The organism is Sphingomonas sp. ABOLE (assembly GCF_003950455.1).
Lineage (GTDB): Bacteria > Pseudomonadota > Alphaproteobacteria > Sphingomonadales > Sphingomonadaceae > Sphingomonas > Sphingomonas trueperi.
On record NZ_QQWY01000026.1, the window covers coordinates 17,649 to 37,187 of the forward strand.

At 65.8% G+C, this 19,539-nt stretch carries 18 protein-coding genes; all 18 read left to right on the forward strand.

The genetic code is table 11. From position 1 onward, the window contains the following. Positions 1–80: 80 nt before the first annotated feature. The gene (locus CA234_RS15845; protein WP_126002190.1) at positions 81–2,549 is read left to right on the forward strand and encodes a PAS domain S-box protein; all 2,469 of its coding nucleotides are present in this window, start codon (positions 81–83) and stop codon (positions 2,547–2,549) included. Between the two features lie 8 nt (positions 2,550–2,557). Further along, positions 2,558–3,958: a chemotaxis protein CheW gene (locus CA234_RS15850; RefSeq protein ID WP_206431216.1), complete on the forward strand. Its 1,401-nt coding sequence runs from the start codon at positions 2,558–2,560 to the stop codon at positions 3,956–3,958. Between the two features lie 129 nt (positions 3,959–4,087). After that, positions 4,088–4,462 (forward strand): NADH-quinone oxidoreductase subunit A, encoded by a 375-nt coding sequence (locus CA234_RS15855; RefSeq protein WP_125977022.1) that lies wholly within the window; start codon positions 4,088–4,090, stop codon positions 4,460–4,462. Continuing rightward, positions 4,453–4,992 (forward strand): NADH-quinone oxidoreductase subunit B, encoded by a 540-nt coding sequence (locus CA234_RS15860; protein WP_019367962.1) that lies wholly within the window; start codon positions 4,453–4,455, stop codon positions 4,990–4,992. The genes CA234_RS15855 and CA234_RS15860 overlap by 10 nt, the downstream gene beginning before the upstream one ends. Then, complete coding sequence (locus CA234_RS15865) at positions 4,989–5,825, forward strand: NADH-quinone oxidoreductase subunit C (protein WP_125977023.1); 837 nt, start codon at positions 4,989–4,991, stop codon at positions 5,823–5,825. The genes CA234_RS15860 and CA234_RS15865 overlap by 4 nt, the downstream gene beginning before the upstream one ends. Then, complete coding sequence (locus tag CA234_RS15870) at positions 5,822–7,051, forward strand: NADH-quinone oxidoreductase subunit D (RefSeq protein WP_125977024.1); 1,230 nt, start codon at positions 5,822–5,824, stop codon at positions 7,049–7,051. Before CA234_RS15865 ends, CA234_RS15870 begins: the two co-directional genes overlap by 4 nt. After that, a complete protein-coding gene (locus tag CA234_RS15875; protein WP_125977025.1) occupies positions 7,051–7,719 on the forward strand; it encodes an NAD(P)H-dependent oxidoreductase subunit E in 669 nt (222 codons plus the stop codon). Before CA234_RS15870 ends, CA234_RS15875 begins: the two co-directional genes overlap by 1 nt. Next, the gene (locus CA234_RS24415) at positions 7,719–7,886 is read left to right on the forward strand and encodes a hypothetical protein (RefSeq protein WP_164521846.1); all 168 of its coding nucleotides are present in this window, start codon (positions 7,719–7,721) and stop codon (positions 7,884–7,886) included. Before CA234_RS15875 ends, CA234_RS24415 begins: the two co-directional genes overlap by 1 nt. Before the next feature lies 1 nt (position 7,887). Then, a complete protein-coding gene (nuoF, locus tag CA234_RS15880) occupies positions 7,888–9,192 on the forward strand; it encodes an NADH-quinone oxidoreductase subunit NuoF (RefSeq protein WP_126002192.1) in 1,305 nt (434 codons plus the stop codon). After that, complete coding sequence (gene nuoG, locus CA234_RS15885) at positions 9,192–11,210, forward strand: NADH-quinone oxidoreductase subunit NuoG (RefSeq protein ID WP_126002193.1); 2,019 nt, start codon at positions 9,192–9,194, stop codon at positions 11,208–11,210. The genes nuoF and nuoG overlap by 1 nt, the downstream gene beginning before the upstream one ends. Beyond that, positions 11,207–12,256, forward strand: coding sequence for an NADH-quinone oxidoreductase subunit NuoH (gene nuoH / locus CA234_RS15890; RefSeq protein WP_126002194.1), 1,050 nt, complete (start codon positions 11,207–11,209; stop codon positions 12,254–12,256). The genes nuoG and nuoH overlap by 4 nt, the downstream gene beginning before the upstream one ends. Continuing rightward, positions 12,253–12,738 carry an NADH-quinone oxidoreductase subunit NuoI gene (gene nuoI / locus CA234_RS15895; protein WP_010545143.1) on the forward strand — a complete coding sequence of 162 codons (486 nt, stop codon included), beginning with the start codon at positions 12,253–12,255 and terminating at the stop codon, positions 12,736–12,738. The genes nuoH and nuoI overlap by 4 nt, the downstream gene beginning before the upstream one ends. Before the next feature lie 33 nt (positions 12,739–12,771). Beyond that, positions 12,772–13,383: an NADH-quinone oxidoreductase subunit J gene (locus CA234_RS15900; protein WP_019367953.1), complete on the forward strand. Its 612-nt coding sequence runs from the start codon at positions 12,772–12,774 to the stop codon at positions 13,381–13,383. Continuing rightward, entirely contained in the window at positions 13,380–13,685 is a 306-nt protein-coding gene (gene nuoK / locus CA234_RS15905; RefSeq protein ID WP_084580737.1) for an NADH-quinone oxidoreductase subunit NuoK, read from the forward strand. Before CA234_RS15900 ends, nuoK begins: the two co-directional genes overlap by 4 nt. After that, positions 13,685–15,808: an NADH-quinone oxidoreductase subunit L gene (gene nuoL, locus CA234_RS15910; RefSeq protein WP_126002195.1), complete on the forward strand. Its 2,124-nt coding sequence runs from the start codon at positions 13,685–13,687 to the stop codon at positions 15,806–15,808. The genes nuoK and nuoL overlap by 1 nt, the downstream gene beginning before the upstream one ends. Positions 15,809–15,815: 7 nt before the next feature. Beyond that, positions 15,816–17,381, forward strand: a complete 1,566-nt coding sequence (locus CA234_RS15915; RefSeq protein WP_125977031.1) for an NADH-quinone oxidoreductase subunit M — start codon at positions 15,816–15,818, stop codon at positions 17,379–17,381. Further along, the gene (gene nuoN, locus CA234_RS15920) at positions 17,381–18,838 is read left to right on the forward strand and encodes an NADH-quinone oxidoreductase subunit NuoN (protein ID WP_126002196.1); all 1,458 of its coding nucleotides are present in this window, start codon (positions 17,381–17,383) and stop codon (positions 18,836–18,838) included. Before CA234_RS15915 ends, nuoN begins: the two co-directional genes overlap by 1 nt. A 5-nt stretch (positions 18,839–18,843) precedes the next feature. Next, positions 18,844–19,539 (forward strand): biotin--[acetyl-CoA-carboxylase] ligase, encoded by a 696-nt coding sequence (locus tag CA234_RS15925; protein WP_126002197.1) that lies wholly within the window; start codon positions 18,844–18,846, stop codon positions 19,537–19,539.

Sequence of the window (19,539 nt, forward strand, 5' to 3'; positions counted from 1 at the left end):
CGTTTCCGAGGATTTGCGCCCTATAAGTTCCTTAAAACGCCTTCGGCCATCAAGCCGGGGCGAACTGGGACGAACGGCGCATGAACATGGAAGTGGGCGGCCTCGGCAAGGGGCGTCGGGGAGAGGCATCGGACGAGGCGTTCTGCCATGACGTGGGCTCCGTGCTCGATCGCCTCTACGCGGTTGCCGAGTTCAGCCCCGACGGGATCCTGACCCGCGCCAACCAGCATTTCCTCGACGCGATGGGCTGCGTACTCGAAACCGTGGTCGGCGAGCACCATCGTTACTTCTGCGACGACGACTATGCCGCCAGCCCGGCCTATGCCGCCTTCTGGGAGCGGTTGCGCGCCGGCGAGACGATCGAGGAAACCGCCCGCCGCAACGGCTGCGAGGGCAAGGATGCCTGGCTTGCCGGCCATTATGCGCCGATCAAAGGCGAAAAGGGGGCGGTGAAGAGCGTCGTCCTGATCGCCCGCGACGTGCGCGGCGCGCAGATCGAGGCGGCGCTGAACCGCAGCGTGCTCAACGCCTTCAGCCGTGCGACCGCGATGATCGAGTTCGATCTTTCGGGCCGCGTGCTCAGCGCCAACGAGAATTTCTGTGACCTGCTCGGCTACAAGGCCGAGGAGCTGATCGGCCAGCACCATCGCATCTTCTGTACGGCCGAACATGCCCGTTCGCCTGCCTATCGCCAGTTCTGGGAGCGGCTGGGCCGCGGTGAGTTCGACGGCGGCCTGTACAAGCGTGTGGCCAAGGACGGCAGCGATCGCTGGATCCAGGCGACCTATAACCCGATCCTCGACCATCAGGGGTTGCCGGTGAAGATCGTCAAGTTCGCGATGGATGTGACCAAGTCGCAGACCGAGAGCGCCGAAGCGGCAGGCAAGCTTGCGGCGCTCGACCGATCAACAGCCGTGATCGAGTTCGACACCAGCGGCCATGTCGTTGCCGCCAACGACATGTTCCTCCAGATGATGGGCTATGAGCGCAGCGAGCTGATCGGCAAGCACCACCGCACCTGCTGCGATCCGGACTATGTGAAGACCGAGGACTATGCCAATTTCTGGCGTGCGCTGTCGGCGGGCGAGTTCCAGGCCGGCATTTTTCCGCGGATCGGAAAGGACGGTCGCCGGGTGTGGATCCGGGCGACCTACAACCCGATCGTCGACGTCGATGGCAAGCTGATCAAGGTGGTGAAATACGCCTATGACATCACCGAGCAGACGCAGCGTGCTGCCGACGCCGAGGGCAAGGTCGCCGCGATCAACCGCGCCCAGGCGGTGATCGAATTCACCCCCGAGGGCATGGTCCTCGAGGCGAACGACAATTTCCTGAATGCGACGGGCTATCGTCGCGAGGACGTGGTGGGCAAGCACCACAAGATGTTCTGCGACGCCGAGCTGGTGCATTCGCAGGAATATGCGCGCTTCTGGACCGATCTGGCGCATGGCGAATATATCGCCGGGGACTTCCGCCGCCGCAACAAGGCCGGCGAGGAGATCTGGCTCAACGCGACCTACAATCCGATCTTCGATGGCCTCGGCAACGTCGTGAAGGTGGTCAAGTTCGCGCACGACATCACCGAACGCAAGAAGGCGGCGATCGAGGGCAAGAGCCGCGCCCAGGCGGTCGACCGCAGCCTCGCCACGATCGAATTCAGCCTCGACGGCGAGATCCTCACCGCGAACGAGAATTTCCTCTCGACCATGGGCTATACCCTGCGCGAGATCCAGGGGCGGCACCATTCGATGTTCGTCGATCCCGCGCATCTCAAGTCGAAGGAATATGGCGATTTCTGGCGCTCGCTGGGGCGCGGCGAGGGGCAATCGGGCCGCTTCCACCGGATCGGCAAATATGACCGCGACGTGTTCATCCAGGCGAGCTACTCGCCGGTGTTCGACCTGCAGGGCAATCCGTCGCGGGTGATCAAATATGCCTATGACGTCACCGACCAGGTGATGCTCGAGCGCAAGATCGCCGCCAAGACCGAGCAGATGCAGGGCGTCGTCGGCGATCTCTCCGAGGCGATCAAGACGATCAGCGAAGGCGCCTGCAGCGCCACCGGCCTCGCCAGCGAGACCCAGGCGGCGGCCGATCGCGGCACCAGCGCGATCGAGGGCACGATCGAATCGATGGAACTGATGGCGGCCTCGTCGAAGAAGATCTCCAGCATCGTCGACGTGATCGGCGACCTTGCCGGCCAGACCAACCTGCTCGCCTTCAACGCCGCGATCGAGGCGGCGCGCGCCGGCGAGCACGGTGTCGGCTTCTCGATCGTCGCCGAAGAGGTGCGCAAGCTCGCCGAGCGCAGCGCCTCGGCGGCGGAGGAGATCACCCGGCTGATCGGCGAGTCGAGCGAGCGCGTTACCCAGGGGACCGAGCGCTCGCGCTCGGCGCGCGAAGCCTTCGAGGCCATTGCGGGTTGTGTCGACAAGACCACCGGCGCGATCTCGGGCATCGCCCAGTCGGTCGGCGCGCAGCGCGAGACCTCGCGCCAGGTAGTGGCGATGATCGACGAACTCGCGGCCTCCACCCACAGCAAGATCTGATCATGGCCATGGGGACCGAGCTCATCGCACCGGTGGGGGAGGCGGGGCGGCGCCATATCGACGTCGGCCTGCTCCGGCTGTGCGGGATCGAACTGGCGGTGCCGGTGGACTGGGTGCGCGAGGTCGTGCCGTGTCCGGCGGCGATGGGGCCGTGCTTCGGCAGCCATCCCGCGCTGATCGGCTCGATCGGGGTGCGCGGCGACGTCATCCCGGTGGTCGACGTCACCCTGTTGCTCGGCTTCGGCGAGCGGACGGGGACGGGCGGGACGATCGTAGTGCTGCGCAAGGACGATGTGCTGCTCGGGCTCCGGATCGATACGGTCTCCGGCCTGTACCGCATCCCCGTCTCGGCAGTGCGCGAACTCGTCGACTCGGGCGGGTCCGCGCGGCTCGTCGACCGCGCCTTTGTCCGCGAGGCGCATCTCGTCGGCATTCTTGATCCCGAGGCGCTGTTCGCGATGCCCAATCTGCCGCTGGTGCGCTGCCATGCGCGCGAGGCCGACAGTGCGGCGCTGGCCCGCGCGCGGCCGTTCGTGCTGGTGACGGTGGCCGGCGTCGACATCGCGATCGACAGCCATCTGGTGGAGAGCACCGCGCCGGCGATCAGTCTGCGGCGCTGCGCGGTTCCGGCCCCCGGCTGGGCGCGCAACGTCAACTATCTCGGCCGCGACGTCCGCGTCTTCGACCAACTCGCGACGCTGGGCCTCGACGGCGCAACTCCGGAGGAGTCGCCGGGCCCGGTCATCCTGTTGCGCATCGCGCCCGACAAACTGGTCGGCTGGCATGTCGAGAGCGTGCGCAGCGTCGCCCGAATCCCCGACGACAAGTTCGGGCCGGTTCCGGCGGGGCTTGCCGCGCGCAGCGCGCTGTTCGCGGGCATCGCCACCGATCCGGCGGGCGGCCAGAACCTGGTGCTGGACACCGACGCGGTACGCGCCGATCCGGCGATCAAGGCAATGGCGGCCTTGTGCCGTGCGCCCGCCCAGGCGGAGGGCCGCGCGACCATCGCGGCGCGCGAGGGTGCTGCCTCCACCAACGCCTTTCTGATCTTCGATACCGGCGCGCGACTGCTCGCCACGCCGCTCGACGCGATCCGCGAAGTGGTGCCGTTCCGCGGGCTTTCCTCGCGAGTCGAGGACTATTCGGGGCTGTGCGGGCTCGCCGATCATCGCGGTGCGCCGATCTCGGTCTATGGCGTCGAGCCGGGCGTCGAGCCCGAGGACGCAAAGCTGCTGATCATCGCGCGCGACCAGGAAGGGCAGGGCGCGCGCGGCTTCCTCGCCCAGCGGCTGGCGACGATCCTCAACGCCCCCGCGCTCCCTGTACCGGGGGGAAGCCCGGGTGCCCTGTTCGTCCCCGCAACGATCGACGGAACGGCGCATTCCATCCGAATTCATACGCTTGGCTGAAGCCGCGCCGGACGCGTTCAGCGCGGCTTAACAATTGCGAATGATTCTCAGCGGTTCCAGGCCTTGCCGCACCGGGATCATGGTCCTAGAAGCCGCTCAAGATTCCGCAGTCGCGAGAAGAGAAGGCCATTGGTCGACCTGTCACAATATCTCCCGATCCTGATATTCCTGGGGATCGCCTTGTTGCTCTCGGGCACGTTCGTGTTCCTGCCGATGCTCGTCTCGCGCCTCACCGGCACGAACAAGCCGACGCCGGAAAAGCTCACCGAATATGAGTGCGGCTTCCCCGCCTTCGAGGATTCGCGCAGCCAGTTCGACGTGCGCTTCTACCTTGTCGCCATCCTGTTCATCGTGTTCGATCTCGAAGCGGCGTTCCTCTACCCCTGGGCGGTGAGCGTGTTCACCCTGGGCTGGACCGCCTGGATCTCGATGATGATCTTTGTCGCCGAGCTGGCGCTCGGCCTAATCTATGCGTGGAAGAAGGGAGCCCTGGAATGGGAGTAGAGCTTTCGGCGCCGCCCCCGCCGGGAACCCTCCCGGACGTCGGCTTCCTGAACGACATCAATGCCGAGATTTCGGACAAGGGTTTCCTGGTCACCTCTACCGAGGAGTTGTTCCAGTGGGCCCGTACCGGGTCGCTGTGGTGGATGACCTTCGGTCTCGCATGCTGCGCGGTGGAGATGATCCACGTCAACATGCCGCGCTACGACATGGAGCGCTTCGGCGCCGCCCCGCGCGCGTCGCCGCGCCAGTCGGACGTGATGATCGTCGCGGGCACGCTGTGCAACAAGATGGCCCCGGCGCTGCGCCGGGTCTATGACCAGATGTCGGAACCGAAATACGTGATTTCGATGGGCAGCTGCGCCAATGGCGGCGGCTATTACCACTATAGCTACAGCGTCGTGCGCGGCTGCGACCGCGTGGTGCCCGTGGACATCTACGTCCCCGGCTGCCCGCCGACCGCCGAGGCGCTGCTCTACGGCGTGATGCAGCTGCAGCGGAAGATCCGCCGCATCGGGAGCCTGGACCGGTGAGGGCGCCGGCTCCCCGCTATGCCGCCAACGACGGCGTGATCGAGGCGGCCAAGGCCGCGCTCGGCGACATGCTGGTCGAGGCGAAGGATGCCGTGGGCGAAGTGTCGCTCACCGTCGTCCGCGAGAATCTGTGCGACGCGATGCTCGCGCTGCGCGACACGCCGGGCCTGGAATATCAGCAGCTCAGCGAGATCGCCGGTGTCGACTATCCGCAGCGCGCGGAGCGTTTCGATGTCGTCTACCAGCTGCTGTCGTTCACCCGGAACCACCGTATCCGCGTCCGCGTCACCACCGACGAGGAAAAGCCGGTGCCGAGCGTGACCAACATCTGGCCGGTCGCCGGCTGGCTCGAGCGCGAGACGTACGACATGTACGGCGTGCTGTTCGAAGGCAATGACGATCTCCGCCGCATCCTGACCGATTACGGCTTCCAGGGCCATCCGCTGCGCAAGGACTTCCCGATGACCGGGTATGTCGAGGTGCGCTACTCGGAAGAGGCGAAGCGCGTGGTCTATGAGCCGGTCAGCCTGGCGCAGGACTTCCGCAACTTCGACTTCATGAGCCCGTGGGAAGGCGCCAAATACGTCCTCCCCGGCGACGAGAAGGCGCCGCAGCCCGAAGCCAAGGGCGCACCGACGCCGGCTACCGCCGCGCAGGTCGCCAAGGCCGACGCGACGCCGGCCGCGAGCCAGGCTGCGCAGGGCAAGGACACCAAGACCACCGACAGCCCGGCCCAGACCGGCGCCGGTCAGCCGCACCCGGGCAACCAGCCCGGCGAGAAGCCCAAGGATCCGGACGTCGTCCCGACCAAGGGCGAAGGGCAGAACAAATGAGCGATACCGTCGACAAGATCATGGAGCGCGATATCGACCCGGCGACGGGTGATACCTCGATCGCGAACTACACGATCAACTTCGGCCCGCAGCATCCCGCGGCGCACGGCGTGCTCCGTCTCGTCACCGAACTGGACGGCGAGATCATCGAGCGCATCGATCCGCATGTCGGTCTGCTCCACCGCGGCACCGAGAAGCTGATCGAGTACAAGACCTACACCCAGGCGCTGCCGTACTTCGATCGCTTCGATTACTGCTCGCCGCTGGCGATGGAGCACAGCTATGTGCTCGCGGTCGAGAAGCTGCTCGACCTCGAGGTGCCGCTGCGCGGCCAGTATCTGCGCGTGCTGTTCGCCGAGCTGACCCGCATCTGCAACCACATGCTGAACCTGGGCAGCCACGTCATGGACGTCGGCGCGATGACGCCGAACCTGTGGATGTTCGAGATCCGCGAGGACTGCCTGAACTTCTTCGAGCGGGCGTCGGGTGCGCGCATGCACTCGAACTATTACCGCGTCGGCGGGGTGCGTCAGGACGTTCCGGTCAAGCTGCTGAACGACATCGCGGAATGGCTCGACACACGCCTGCCGCAGCTGTTCGGCGACGCGATCAGCCTGGTCGCCGAGAACCGCATCTTCAAGCAGCGCAACGTCGACATCGCGACGGTGAGCCGTGAGGACGCGATCAAGTGGGGCTTCTCCGGCCCGATGATCCGCGCCGCCGGCATCCCCTGGGATATCCGCCGTTCGCAGCCCTATGACGTGTACGACCGCGTCGACTTCGAGATCCCGGTCGGTACCCGCGGCGATTGCTATGATCGCTTCATGGTCCGCGTCGAGGAAGTCTACCAGTCGGCCCGCATCATCAAGCAGTGCATCCAGGACATGCCGGAAGGCCCGGTCCTGACGCTCGACCGCAAGGTCGGTGCGCCGAAGCGCGGCGAGATGAAGCAGTCGATGGAAGCGCTGATCCATCACTTCAAGCTCTTCACCGAAGGCTACCATGTGCCGGCGGGCGAAGTGTATGTCGCGACCGAGAGCCCCAAGGGCGAATTCGGCGTGTATCTGGTGTCCGACGGCACCAACAAACCCTATCGCTGCAAGGTGCGCCCGACCGCGTTCAGCCACCTGCAGGCGATGGACTTCATGTCCAAGGGGCACATGCTGGCGGACATCACCGCCATCCTGGGCGCCATGGATATCGTTTTCGGTGAATGTGACCGCTGATGGCTGACGCTCCTCAACTCCCCGACGAAGCCGAAGTGCGCGCGCGCTGGGGCGCTTTCGCCTGGACGCCGGCCAATGCCGAGAAGGCGCGCGAGATCATGGCGCGCTATCCGGCGGGTCGCCAGATGTCGTGCACCATCCCGTTCCTCGACCTGGCGCAGCGCCAGGTGGGTGCCGAGACGAACACGCAAGGCTGGCTGCCGGTTCCGGTGATCGAGTTCGTCGCCCGCGAACTGGACATGCCCTATATCCGCGTGTTCGAGGTCGCGACCTTCTACACCATGTTCAACCTGGTGCCGGTCGGCCGCTACCATGTGCAGGTCTGCGGCACGACGCCGTGCATGCTGCGCGGGTCCGACGACGTGATGGCCGCGTGCAAGTCGCGCGGGCTGAAGAAGGGCCACACCACCGCGGACGGGCTGTTCACGCTCACCGAGGTCGAGTGCATGGGCAATTGCTCGTCGGCGCCGATGGTGCAGATCAACGACGACAATTTCGAAGATCTCGACTATGATCGCACCCTCGCGATCCTCGACGCGCTGGCCAAGGGCGAGAGCCCCAAAACCGGCACGCAGGAGCCGGGCCGCCACACCGTCGAGCCGCTCGGCGGACCGACGACGCTCACCGCGATGGTCAGCGAGAACCATGACTATCGGGGCGAATGGTGATGCGGGGCAACAGCCTCATCGTCACCATCCTGGCCATCATCGGCGGCATCGTCGTGCTCGGCTGGGTGCTCAAGCTTGCATTTAATGTGATCGGGACGCTGGTCCTGATCGGTCTGGCCGTAGTCTTCTATCTGTTCGTACAGAAGCTGGTCGGGAAGGGACGCTAAGGTGCTTCAGGACAAGGACCGCATCTTCACCAATCTCTACGGCTACCAGTCGTGGCACCTCGACGCCGCCCGTGCGCGCGGCGCGTGGGACAACACCAAGGCGCTGCTGGAGCTGGGCCCGGATACCATCATCGACCGCATCAAGGCCTCGGGCCTGCGCGGGCGTGGCGGCGCCGGCTTCCCGACGGGCATGAAGTGGAGCTTCATGCCGAAGAACCCGACGCCCGAGCGTCCGAGCTTCCTCGTCATCAACGCCGACGAGTCCGAGCCCGGCTCGTGCAAGGACCGCGAGATCATCCGCCACGATCCGCACCTGCTGATCGAAGGCGCGCTGGTCGCGGGCTTCGCGATGCGCGCGCGGGCGGCGTACATCTACATCCGCGGCGAATATATCCGCGAGGCCGAGACGCTCTTCGCGGCGGTCGCCGAGGCCTATGCCGCGGGCCTGCTGGGCAAGAATGCTTGCGGTTCGGGCTATGACTTCGACGTCTTCGTCCATCGCGGCGCCGGCGCCTATATCTGCGGCGAAGAGACCGCGATGATCGAGAGCCTCGAAGGCAAGAAGGGCCAGCCGCGCCTCAAGCCGCCCTTCCCGGCGGGTGCGGGCCTCTATGGTTGCCCGACCACGGTCAACAACGTGGAGTCGATCGCGGTCGCGCCGACGATCCTGCGTCGCGGCCCCGAATGGTTCGCCAGCTTCGGCGCCGAGAACAACAAGGGCACCAAGCTCTTCCAGATCTCGGGCCATGTGAACAAGCCGTGCGTGGTCGAAGAGGCCATGTCGATCCCGTTCCGCGAGCTGATCGAGAAGCATTGCGGCGGCATTCGCGGCGGCTGGGACAATCTGCTCGCGGTGATCCCGGGCGGTTCGTCGGTGCCGCTGGTGCCGGCAGCCCAGATCATGGACTGCCCGATGGATTTCGACGGTCTGCGCGCGCTCGGCTCGGGCCTCGGCACCGCCGCCGTGATCGTGATGGACAAGTCGACCGACATCGTCCGCGCGATCAGCCGGCTCTCCTACTTCTACAAGCATGAGAGCTGCGGCCAGTGCACGCCGTGCCGCGAAGGCACCGGCTGGATGTGGCGCGTGATGGAGCGGCTGCGCACCGGCGACGCCGACATCAGCGAGATCGACACGCTGCAGCAGGTGACCAAGCAGGTCGAAGGCCACACCATCTGCGCCCTGGGCGACGCGGCCGCCTGGCCGATCCAGGGCCTGATCCGCCATTTCCGCCCCGAGATCGAGCGCCGGATCACCGAGCGCAAGTCGGGCGGCATCGAAACCATGCAAGAGGCGGCAGAGTAATGCCCAAGCTCAAGGTTGACGGAATCGAAGTCGAGGTGCCGCAGGGCGCCACCGTGCTCCAGGCCTGCGAGGCCGCGGGCAAGGAGATTCCGCGTTTCTGCTATCATGAACGGCTGAGCATCGCCGGCAATTGCCGCATGTGCCTGGTCGAGGTGAAGCCCGGACCGCCCAAGCCCCAGGCTTCGTGTGCGCTGCCGGCCGCCGACAATCAGGAAGTCCGCACCGACAGCCCGATGGTGAAGGCTGCGCGCGAAGGCGTGATGGAATTCCTGCTGATCAACCACCCGCTCGATTGCCCGATCTGCGATCAGGGCGGCGAGTGCGATCTGCAGGACCAGTCGGTCGCCTATGGTCGCGGCCAGTCGCGCTATGAGGAAAACAAGCGCGCGGTCACCGAGAAATATATGGGCCCCATCATCAAGACGGTGATGACCCGCTGCATCCAGTGCACCCGCTGCGTCCGCTTCGGCGAGGAAGTGGCCGGCGTGGAGGATATCGGCGCGATCTATCGCGGCGAGAACATGCAGATCACGACCTATCTCGAAAAGGCGTTCAAGAGCGAGCTTTCGGGCAATGTCGCGGACCTGTGCCCGGTCGGCGCGCTGACCCACAAGCCGGTCGCGTTCGAATATCGCCCCTGGGAGCTCAAGCGGAACCTGTCGATCGACGTGATGGACGCGGTCGGCACCAACATCCGCCTCGACAGCCGCGGCCGTCAGGTGATGCGCGTCCTGCCGCGCATCAACGAGGACGTGAACGAGGAGTGGGCGCACGACAAGACCCGCTACCATGTCGATGCGCTGGTCCGCCGCCGTCTCGACCGCCCGTTCGTCCGCAAGGACGGCAAGCTGGTCCCGGCGACGTGGGAAGAGGCGTTCGACGCGATTGCGGGCGTGGCCGCCAATGCCGGCTCGAGCGTCGCGGCGATCGCCGGCGACCTGCTCGATGCCGAGACCATGTATGCCGCCAAGGCGCTGGTGAAGGCGTTCGGTTCGGACCTGCTCGAAGGCCGCCAGACCGGCATGGCCTATGACACGTCGAGCCTGTCGGCGGTGGCGTTCAACACCACCATCGCGGCGCTCGAAGAGGCCGATGCGATCCTGCTGGTCGGCACCAACCTGCGCTGGGAAGCGCCGCTGGTGAACACCCGCGTGCGCAAGGCGATCAAGCGCGGCGCCAAGGTGTTCGCGATCGGCCCGCAGGTGGACCTCACCTACAAGGTCGAGTGGCTCGGCGACGATCTGGGGCTGCTCAACAGCCTGCCGGAGAACCTTGCCCAGGCGATCGACAATGCCAAGAAGCCGGCGCTGATCCTCGGCCCGGGTGCGCTCAAGAACGGCCATGGCGCCGCGCTCGCGATCGCCGGTGCGTTCCAGCGCGCCGCGACCGAGACCGAGGCGGCGTGGAACGGCTTCAACGTCGTCCACACCGCGGCGGCGCGGATGGCCGGCCTGATGCTCGGCTATGCGCAGAAGGGCGGCATTGCCGACATCGTCGCGGCATCGCCGAAGCTCGCCTTCTTCCTGGGCGCCGACGAGGTGGACTTCTCGAAGTTCGCCGGCAGCTTCAAGGTCTATATCGGCCACCACGGCGACCAGGGCGCGCATCATGCCGATGTGATCCTGCCGGGCGCCACCTATGCCGAGAAGCCGGGCACCTATGTGAACCTGGAAGGTCGCGTGCAGCGCGCCGATCGCGCGGTGTTCGCACCGGGCGAGGCGCGCGAGGACTGGACGATCCTGCGCGCGCTCTCCGAAAAGCTCGGCCGCACGCTGCCGTTCGACAGCTTCGACGAGCTGCGCGCCGCGATGGCGAGCGAGGTTCCGGCGCTCGGCCAGGAAGGTCTGGCCGAATTCGCGTGGAACCCGCCGTCGCTTGCCAGCCAGGCTTCGGGTCCGGTGACCTATCCGATCGCCGACTTCTATCTCACCAACGCCATCTGCCGTGCGTCGCCGACGATGCAGCGCTGCTCGGCCGAACTGCTCCATGGCGAAGACTTCGCAGAGGCCGCAGAATGACCTCCTGGTTCACCTATCTCGGCCTGCCGTACGAGCTGGCCTGGACCGTCGCCACGGTCATCGACATCCTCGTGATCGCGCTGCCGGTGATGCTGGCCGTCGCGATGATCATCTATGCCGATCGCAAGATCTGGGCGGCGATGGCGCTGCGTCGCGGCCCGAACGTCGTCGGTCCGCTCGGCCTGATGCAGTCCTTCGCCGACGGCCTGAAGGTGTTCCTGCAGGAAACCATCGTGCCGTCGGGCGCGAACAAGGGCCTGTTCCTGCTCGCGCCGATCATCACCTTCACGGTGGCGCTGATCGTGTGGGCGGTGGTGCCGTTCCAGGCGGGCGTCGCGCTGTCGAACATCAATGTCGGCCTGCTCTACGTGCTCGCGGCCTCGTCGCTGGGCGTGTACGGCATCATCCTCGCCGGCTGGTCGTCGAATTCCAAGTACCCTTTCTACTCGGCGATCCGCGCGGCCGCGCAGATGGTGAGCTACGAAGTCTCGATCGGTTTCGTGCTGATCTCGGTGATCCTGTGGGCAGGCACCTTCAACCTCGGCGGCATCGTCGAGGCGCAGAAGGGCTATTACGGCTTTGTCAACGGCAACTTCGTCAATCCGCTGCTCTTCCCGATGGCGATCGTGTTCTTCATCTCGTCGCTGGCCGAGACGCAGCGCGCGCCGTTCGACCTGACCGAAGCGGAGTCGGAGCTGGTCGCGGGCTATCAGACCGAATATTCGTCGATGGCCTTCGCGCTCTACTGGCTGGGCGAATATGCCAACGTCATCCTGATGTGCGCGCTCAACGCGACGCTGTTCTGGGGCGGCTATCTTCCGCCGTTCGACTGGGCGCCGCTCTACGCCGTGCCGGGCATTCTCTGGCTGTTCGCCAAGATGCTGTTCTTCTTCTTCTGCTTCAGCTGGGTGAAGGCCACCGTCCCGCGCTATCGCTACGACCAGCTGATGCGCCTGGGCTGGAAGATCTTCTTGCCGCTGTCGCTTCTCTTCGTCTTCCTCGTTTCCGGGTACCTCATGCTGACCCGGGTTGGAGTGCCCGCATGAGCGTCGCAAGTTTCGTCCGCACCTGGACTCTTTGGGAGTTCGTGAAGGCGCATGCCCTGACCTTGAAGTATTTCTTCAAGCCCAAGGCGACGATCAACTATCCGTACGAGAAGAACCCGCTTTCGCCCCGCTTCCGCGGCGAGCATGCGCTGCGCCGCTATCCCAATGGCGAAGAGCGCTGCATCGCGTGCAAGCTGTGCGAGGCGGTGTGCCCGGCGCTGGCGATCACGATCGAGGCCGAACCGCGCGACGACGGCAGCCGCCGCACGACGCGCTACGACATCGACATGACCAAGTGCATCTATTGCGGCCTGTGCCAGGAAGCGTGCCCGGTTGATGCGATCGTCGAGGGGCCGAATTTCGAATTTTCCACCGAAACGCGTGAAGAGCTGATTTATCAAAAGGATAAGCTGCTCGCGAACGGCGATCGCTGGGAACGCGCGATTGCGGCGAACCTTGCCGCCGACGCGCCGTACCGTTAAGCGCCGCACCATTCAAAGGGGCCATCCGATTCCGTGATCCAGCTTCTCGCCTTTTACCTGTTCGCGATCATCGTGTGCGTCTCCGGCGCCTGCACGATCCTGTCGCGTAACCCGGTACATTCCGTCCTCTGGCTCATCCTGGCGTTCTTCAACGCCGCGGGCCTGATGGTGCTCGTGGGCGCCGAATTCATCGCCATGCTGCTGGTGATCGTCTATGTCGGCGCGGTCGCGGTGCTCTTCTTGTTCGTGGTCATGATGCTCGACATCGACTTCACCGAGCTCCGCGCCGGCGTGATGAAGTATGCCGCCGTCGGCCTGCTGCTGGCATTGGCACTGGTCGCCGAGATCATCGTCGCGGTGGGCGCCTGGAGCGCCGGCACGCTGGCGCTCGGCCGCCGCGTCGCCCCGGTGCAGGACGGCGTGCCGAACATCGAAGCGATCGGCCAGCTGCTCTACACGCGCTACCTGTTCGTGTTCGAAGGCGCCGGCCTGGTGCTGCTCGTCGCGATGATCGGTGCGATCGTGCTGACCTACCGCAAGCGCAGCGACGTGCGGCCGCAGAACATTGCGCGCCAGAACGCCCGCCGCGCCAAGGACGCCACCCGTAACATGAACCCGGCGGTCGGGCAGGGGATGGAGCTGTGATCTCGCTAACCCATTATCTGGTCGTCTCGGCCATCCTGTTCACCATGGGGGTGCTCGGCATCTTCATGAACCGGAAGAACCTGATCGTCATCCTGATGGCGATCGAGCTGATCCTTCTGGCGGTGAACCTCAATCTCGTCGCCTTCTCGTCGTTCCTCGGCGATCTGGTCGGCCAGGTGTTCGCGATGTTCGTGCTGACCGTCGCCGCCGGTGAGGCCGCGATCGGCCTTGCGATCCTGGTCATCTATTTCCGCGGTCGCGGCACGATTTCGGTCGACGACGTCAATCGGATGAAGGGCTGATGTCGTCCATTCTGATCATCACATTCCTGCCGCTCCTCGCGGCAGCCGTTGCGGGGCTCGTGAACAAGTCGTTCGGCGCCGCGCTGCCCAAGATCGTCACCACGGGCTCGCTGTTCGTGGCGTGCGGCCTGTCCTGGCCGATCTTCCTCTCCTACCTGAGCGGCAGTGCCGCGCCGACGGTCACCCCGGTGCTGCACTGGATGACCTCGGGCACGATGAGCTTCGCCTGGGAACTGCGCGTCGACGCGCTGACCGCGGTGATGCTCGTGGTGGTGACCAGCGTCTCGGCGCTCGTCCACCTCTATAGCTGGGGCTATATGAGCGAGGAGCCGGACCAGCCGCGCTTCTTCGCCTATCTCTCGCTGTTCACCTTCGCGATGCTGATGCTCGTGACCGCGAACAACCTGGTGCAGATGTTCTTCGGCTGGGAAGGCGTGGGTCTCGCGTCCTACCTGCTGATCGGCTTCTGGTTCCGCAAGCCCAGCGCCAATGCCGCCGCGATCAAGGCCTTCGTGGTCAACCGCGTCGGCGACCTCGGCTTCATGCTCGGCATCTTCGGCGTGTTCCTGGTGTTCGGCACCGTCGACATTCCGACGATCCTGGCGGCGGCGCCGAACTACGCGGGTTCGACGATCGGCTTCCTCGGCTATCGCTTCGACACGATCACCGTGCTCTGCCTGCTGCTGTTCGTCGGCGCGATGGGCAAGTCGGCCCAGCTCGGCCTGCACACCTGGTTGCCGGACGCGATGGAAGGCCCGACGCCGGTGTCGGCGCTGATCCACGCCGCCACCATGGTGACCGCGGGCGTGTTCATGGTCTGCCGCATGTCGCCGCTGTTCGAGCAGAGCGCAGTCGCGATGCACGTCGTGATGGTGATCGGCGCGGCCACCTGCTTCTTCGCCGCCACCGTCGGCACCACGCAGACCGACATCAAGCGCGTGATCGCCTATTCGACCTGTTCGCAGCTCGGCTACATGTTCTTCGCAGCGGGCGTCGGCGCGTACGGCGCGGCGATGTTCCACCTGTTCACGCACGCCTTCTTCAAGGCGCTGCTGTTCCTCGGCGCCGGCTCGGTGATCCATGCGATGCACCACGAGCAGGACATGCGGTACTATGGCGGCCTCTGGAAGAAGATCCCGCTGACCTACACGGCGATGATGGCGGGCACGCTCGCGATCACCGGCGTCGGCATCCCCGCGCTGTTCGGCAATCCGGTGGCGTTCGGCTTCGCCGGCTTCCACTCGAAGGACGCGATCATCGAGGCGGCCTTTGCTTCGGGCAACACCGGCGTGTTCTGGGTCGGCGTGGTCGTCGCGCTGCTGACGAGCTTCTACTCGTGGCGCGTGGTGTTCCTCACCTTCCACGGCAAGCCGCGCTGGGCCGCTTCCGAGCATATCCAGCACGCGGTGCATGATGCGCACGGCCATGGTCATCACGACGAGCATGCGCACGACACGCACGGCCATGGCAGCGAGCATGCCAATGCGCCGGCGCAGGAAGATGCTGGTCACACCCCGCACGGCACCCATGCGTTGCACGAGCATGAGGCCGAGGGCACGGCGGGTTACCATCCGCACGAGAGCCCGCTGGTCATGCTGATCCCGCTGATCCTGCTGTCGATCGGTGCAGTGCTGGCCGGCTTCGTCTTCCACGGCGCGTTCATCGAGCCGACCGCGGGCGAGACCTATTGGCACGGCGCGCTCGCCTTCAACGAGCACCTGATGCACGCGATGCATGAAGTGCCGGTGTGGGTGAAGCTCTCGGCCACGGTGGCGATGCTGCTGGGCCTGGGCACCGCGATCTTCGCGTATATCGTTTCGCCGGGTTTCCCGGCGGCCTTCGCCGAGCAGGTGCGTCCGCTGTATCTGTTCCTGCTCAACAAGTGGTATTTCGACGAGCTCTACAATCTGCTCTTCGTGCGTCCCGCATTCGCCATCGGGCGGCTGTTCTGGAAGCGCGGCGACGAGCAGACGATCGACCGGTTCGGCCCCAATGGCGCGGCGCGCCTGGTGCAGTTCGGAAGCTTCGGGGCCGTCAAGCTGCAATCGGGGTATCTCTACACCTATGCCTTCGTCATGCTGATCGGGCTCACGGCCGCGCTCACCTGGGTCATTGCGAGGTGATGGACAAATGACCGGTTTTCCGATCCTTTCCGTCCTGCTCGCGGTGCCTGCGGTTGCCGCAGTGCTCTGCCTGTTCGTGGGCGCCCAGGGCGCCCGCTGGACGGCGCTCCTCGCGACGCTCGTCAACCTGGCGCTCGGCGCCTATCTGTGGACGCAGTTCCAGCATGGCGACGGTGCCCCGCAATGGCAGTTCGTCGAGCATGTCACGCTGTTCAAGATGGGCGGCGTCGAGTTCTCCTGGGCGCTCGGCATCGACGGCTTCGCCTTCCTGCTGATCGAGCTGTCGCTGTTCCTGATGCCGATCTGCATCGGCGCCAGCTGGCTCTCGGTCACCAAGCGCGTGCCGGAATATATGGCGGCGTTCCTCGCGACCGAAGTGCTGATGATCGGCACCTTCGCCGCGCAGGACCTGTTCCTGTTCTACGTCTTCTTCGAAGGCGGCCTGATCCCGATGTACCTGATCATCGGCATCTGGGGCGGCGTGAACCGCATCTACGCGTCGTACAAGTTCTTCCTGTACACGCTGCTCGGCTCGCTGCTGATGCTCATCGCGATGATCGCGATGGTGCTGACCACCGGCACGACGTCGATCCCCTACCTGATGGCCTATGATTTCCCGGCCAGCTGGCAGACCTGGCTGTGGCTCGCCTTCTTCGCGTCGTTCGCGGTGAAGATGCCGATGTGGCCGGTCCACACCTGGCTTCCCGACGCGCACGTCCAGGCGCCGACCGCAGGCTCGGTCATCCTGGCGGGCGTGCTGCTGAAGCTCGGCGGCTATGGCTTCCTGCGCTTCTCGCTGCCGATGTTCCCGGTCGCGTCGGTGCAGTTCATGTGGGTCGTCTTCGGCCTGTCGTGCGTCGCGGTGGTCTACACCTCGCTCGTCGCGCTCGTGCAGAGCGACATGAAGAAGCTGATCGCCTATTCGTCGGTCGCGCACATGGCGATCGTCACCATGGGTCTGTTCGCCTTCAACGCGAACGGCATCGACGGTGCGATGATGGTGATGCTGGGCCACGGCGTGGTCTCGGGCGCGCTCTTCCTGTGCGTCGGCATCATCTATGATCGCCTGCACACCCGCGAGATCGACCGCTATGGCGGCCTGGCGATCAACATGCCGCGCTATGCGGTGCTGTTCCTGCTGTTCACCATGGCCTCGATCGGCCTGCCGGGCACCAGCAACTTCGTCGGCGAATTCTTCAGCCTCGCCGGCGTCTACCAGGTCTCGACCGCAACCGCGCTGATCGGCACCACCGGCATCATCCTCGGCGCCGCCTATATGCTATACCTGTTCCGTCGGGTGGTGTGGGGCGACCTGACCAAGGACGATGTGAAGGCGATGCCGGATCTCGACGGCCGCGAAGTCGCGATGCTCGCGGCACTCGCCGCCGTGGTGCTGTGGATGGGCGTGTATCCGACCAGCTTCACCGCACCGATGCGCGCCGACGTCGCGCGGCTGACGCAGCGCCTCGACAGCGCCGCGCACACCGCGTCGATCAGCGACTCCAAGCCCACGCCGGGTTCGCCGCAGGCGGCACCCGCCCATGAAGCCTCCGCGCACGAGGGGGCGCACTGATGTCCTATTCCACGCAACTCCTCATGACGCTGCCCGAGCTGGTGCTCGCGGCCGGCTCGATCGTCCTGATGCTGGTCGCCGCATGGGGCGGCCAGGCATCGACCAAGCTGGTGAGCTGGGCCTCGGTGGCGCTGCTCGCCGGTGCCGGCATCGCGCTGGCGGGTCCGCCCTCGACGGGCGGCAGCGCGTTCGGCGGCCTCTACCGCGCGGATGCCTTCGCAACCTTCGCCAAGGTGGTGATCTATGTCGCCGCGGCGGTGTCGATCCTCGTCGCGCCGAAGTTCTTCCAGCGCACCTCGGGCGAGGATCTGCGTCCGGAATATCCGGTGCTGATCCTGCTCTCGACCGTGGGCATGGGCATGATGGTGTCGGCGGGCGACCTGCTGAGCCTCTATGTCGGCCTCGAGCTGCAGAGCCTTTCGGCCTATATCCTCGCCAGCTTCATGCGGCGGGACACGCGCTCGGCGGAAGCGGGCCTGAAATATTTCGTGCTCGGAGCGCTCGCCTCGGGCATTCTGCTCTACGGCATCAGCCTGGTCTACGGCTTCGCCGGCACGACGCTGTTCGACGGCATCGCCGACGCCTACAGCGCCGGCGCCAGCGGCAGCCAGCATACCGGTCTGCTGTTCGGCCTGGTGTTCGTGTTCGCCGGTCTCGCCTTCAAGATCTCGGCCGTGCCGTTCCACATGTGGACGCCGGACGTGTATGAAGGCGCGCCGACCCCGGTCACCGCGTACTTCGCCTCGGCGCCCAAGGTGGCGGCGGTGGCGATGGCGGTGCGCGTCGCGGTCGACGCGATGGGTCCTGCGATCCTCGAATGGCGCCAGATCGTGATCTTCGCCTCGCTCGCCTCGATCATCTTCGGTGCGGTGGCGGCGATCGGCCAGACCAACATCAAGCGCCTGCTTGCATACTCGTCGATCAACAATGTCGGCTTCGCGCTGATCGGCCTCGCCGCCGGTGGCGAGGAAGGCGTGGCGAGCGTGCTCGTCTACATGGCGATCTACGTCGTGATGACGATCGGCAGCTTCCTGGTGGTGCTGCAGATGCGCGACGAGCAGGGCGAGCAGGTCGAGACCATCGCCAGCCTTTCGGGCATGTCGCGCACGCGGCCGGGCCTGGCGCTGGCGCTGGCGATCTTCATGTTCAGCCTCGCCGGCATCCCGCCGCTGCTCGGCTTCTTCGCCAAGCTGGGCGTGTTCATCGCCGCGATGCATTCGGGCCTGATCGCCTTCGCCACGGTGGGTGCCGCGGCCTCGACGATCGGTGCCTTCTATTACCTCAAGATCGTCAAGACGATGTACTTCGACGAGCCGGCCCCTGCCTTTGCGGGCAAGACCGACCTGGTCGAGGGCGGGCTGATCGCGATCAGTGCGGTCGTCATCTCGCCGATCGGCTGGGTGCTGTTCGGTGCACTCGGCACCTGGTCGCTGGTCGCGGCGAAGGCGCTGTTCTGACCCCTGTGATCCGGACCGTCGCCGAGACGGGATCGACCAATGCCGACATTCTTTCCCTGGCGCTTACGGGCGCCGGGGAAGGGCTGTGGCTCCGGGCCGAACGCCAGACCGCCGGCAAGGGCCGGCAAGGGCGCGCCTGGGTCTCGCCTGCGGGCAATCTCTACATTTCGACGCTGGTCCGGGTGCGGCCGACCGATCCGTCGCCGGCGACGCTGGCGTTGCTCTCGGCCGTCGCGCTGGAAGAGGCGGTGCGGGCGTTCGGCGTTGCGCCTATACTCAAATGGCCCAACGACCTGCTGGTCGGCGGCGCCAAGCTGTCGGGCATTCTGCTCGAACGGGCAGGGGACGCGATCGCGGTCGGCATCGGCGTCAACCTGGCGGCGGCGCCCGAGGGGCTCGACCGCGCCGCGACGAGCCTTGCCGCGCAGGGCGTGACCGTCGCTCCTGACATTTTCGCCGAGGTGCTCGCCGAGAGCTTCGGCCGCTGGCTGGAGCGCTGGCGGGGCGAGGGCATGTGGCCGGTGCGGGAGCGCTGGCTCGCCAGGGCGCATCCCGAGGGCACCGCGCTCACCGCGCGGCTTGCCGACGGCTTGAGCTTCGACGGGCTGTTCGGCGGGCTGGATTCGAACGGTGCGCTGATCCTGCGCTTGGCCGATGGAGCGACCCGTGCCATTCACGCGGGCGACGTGTTCCTGCTGTAA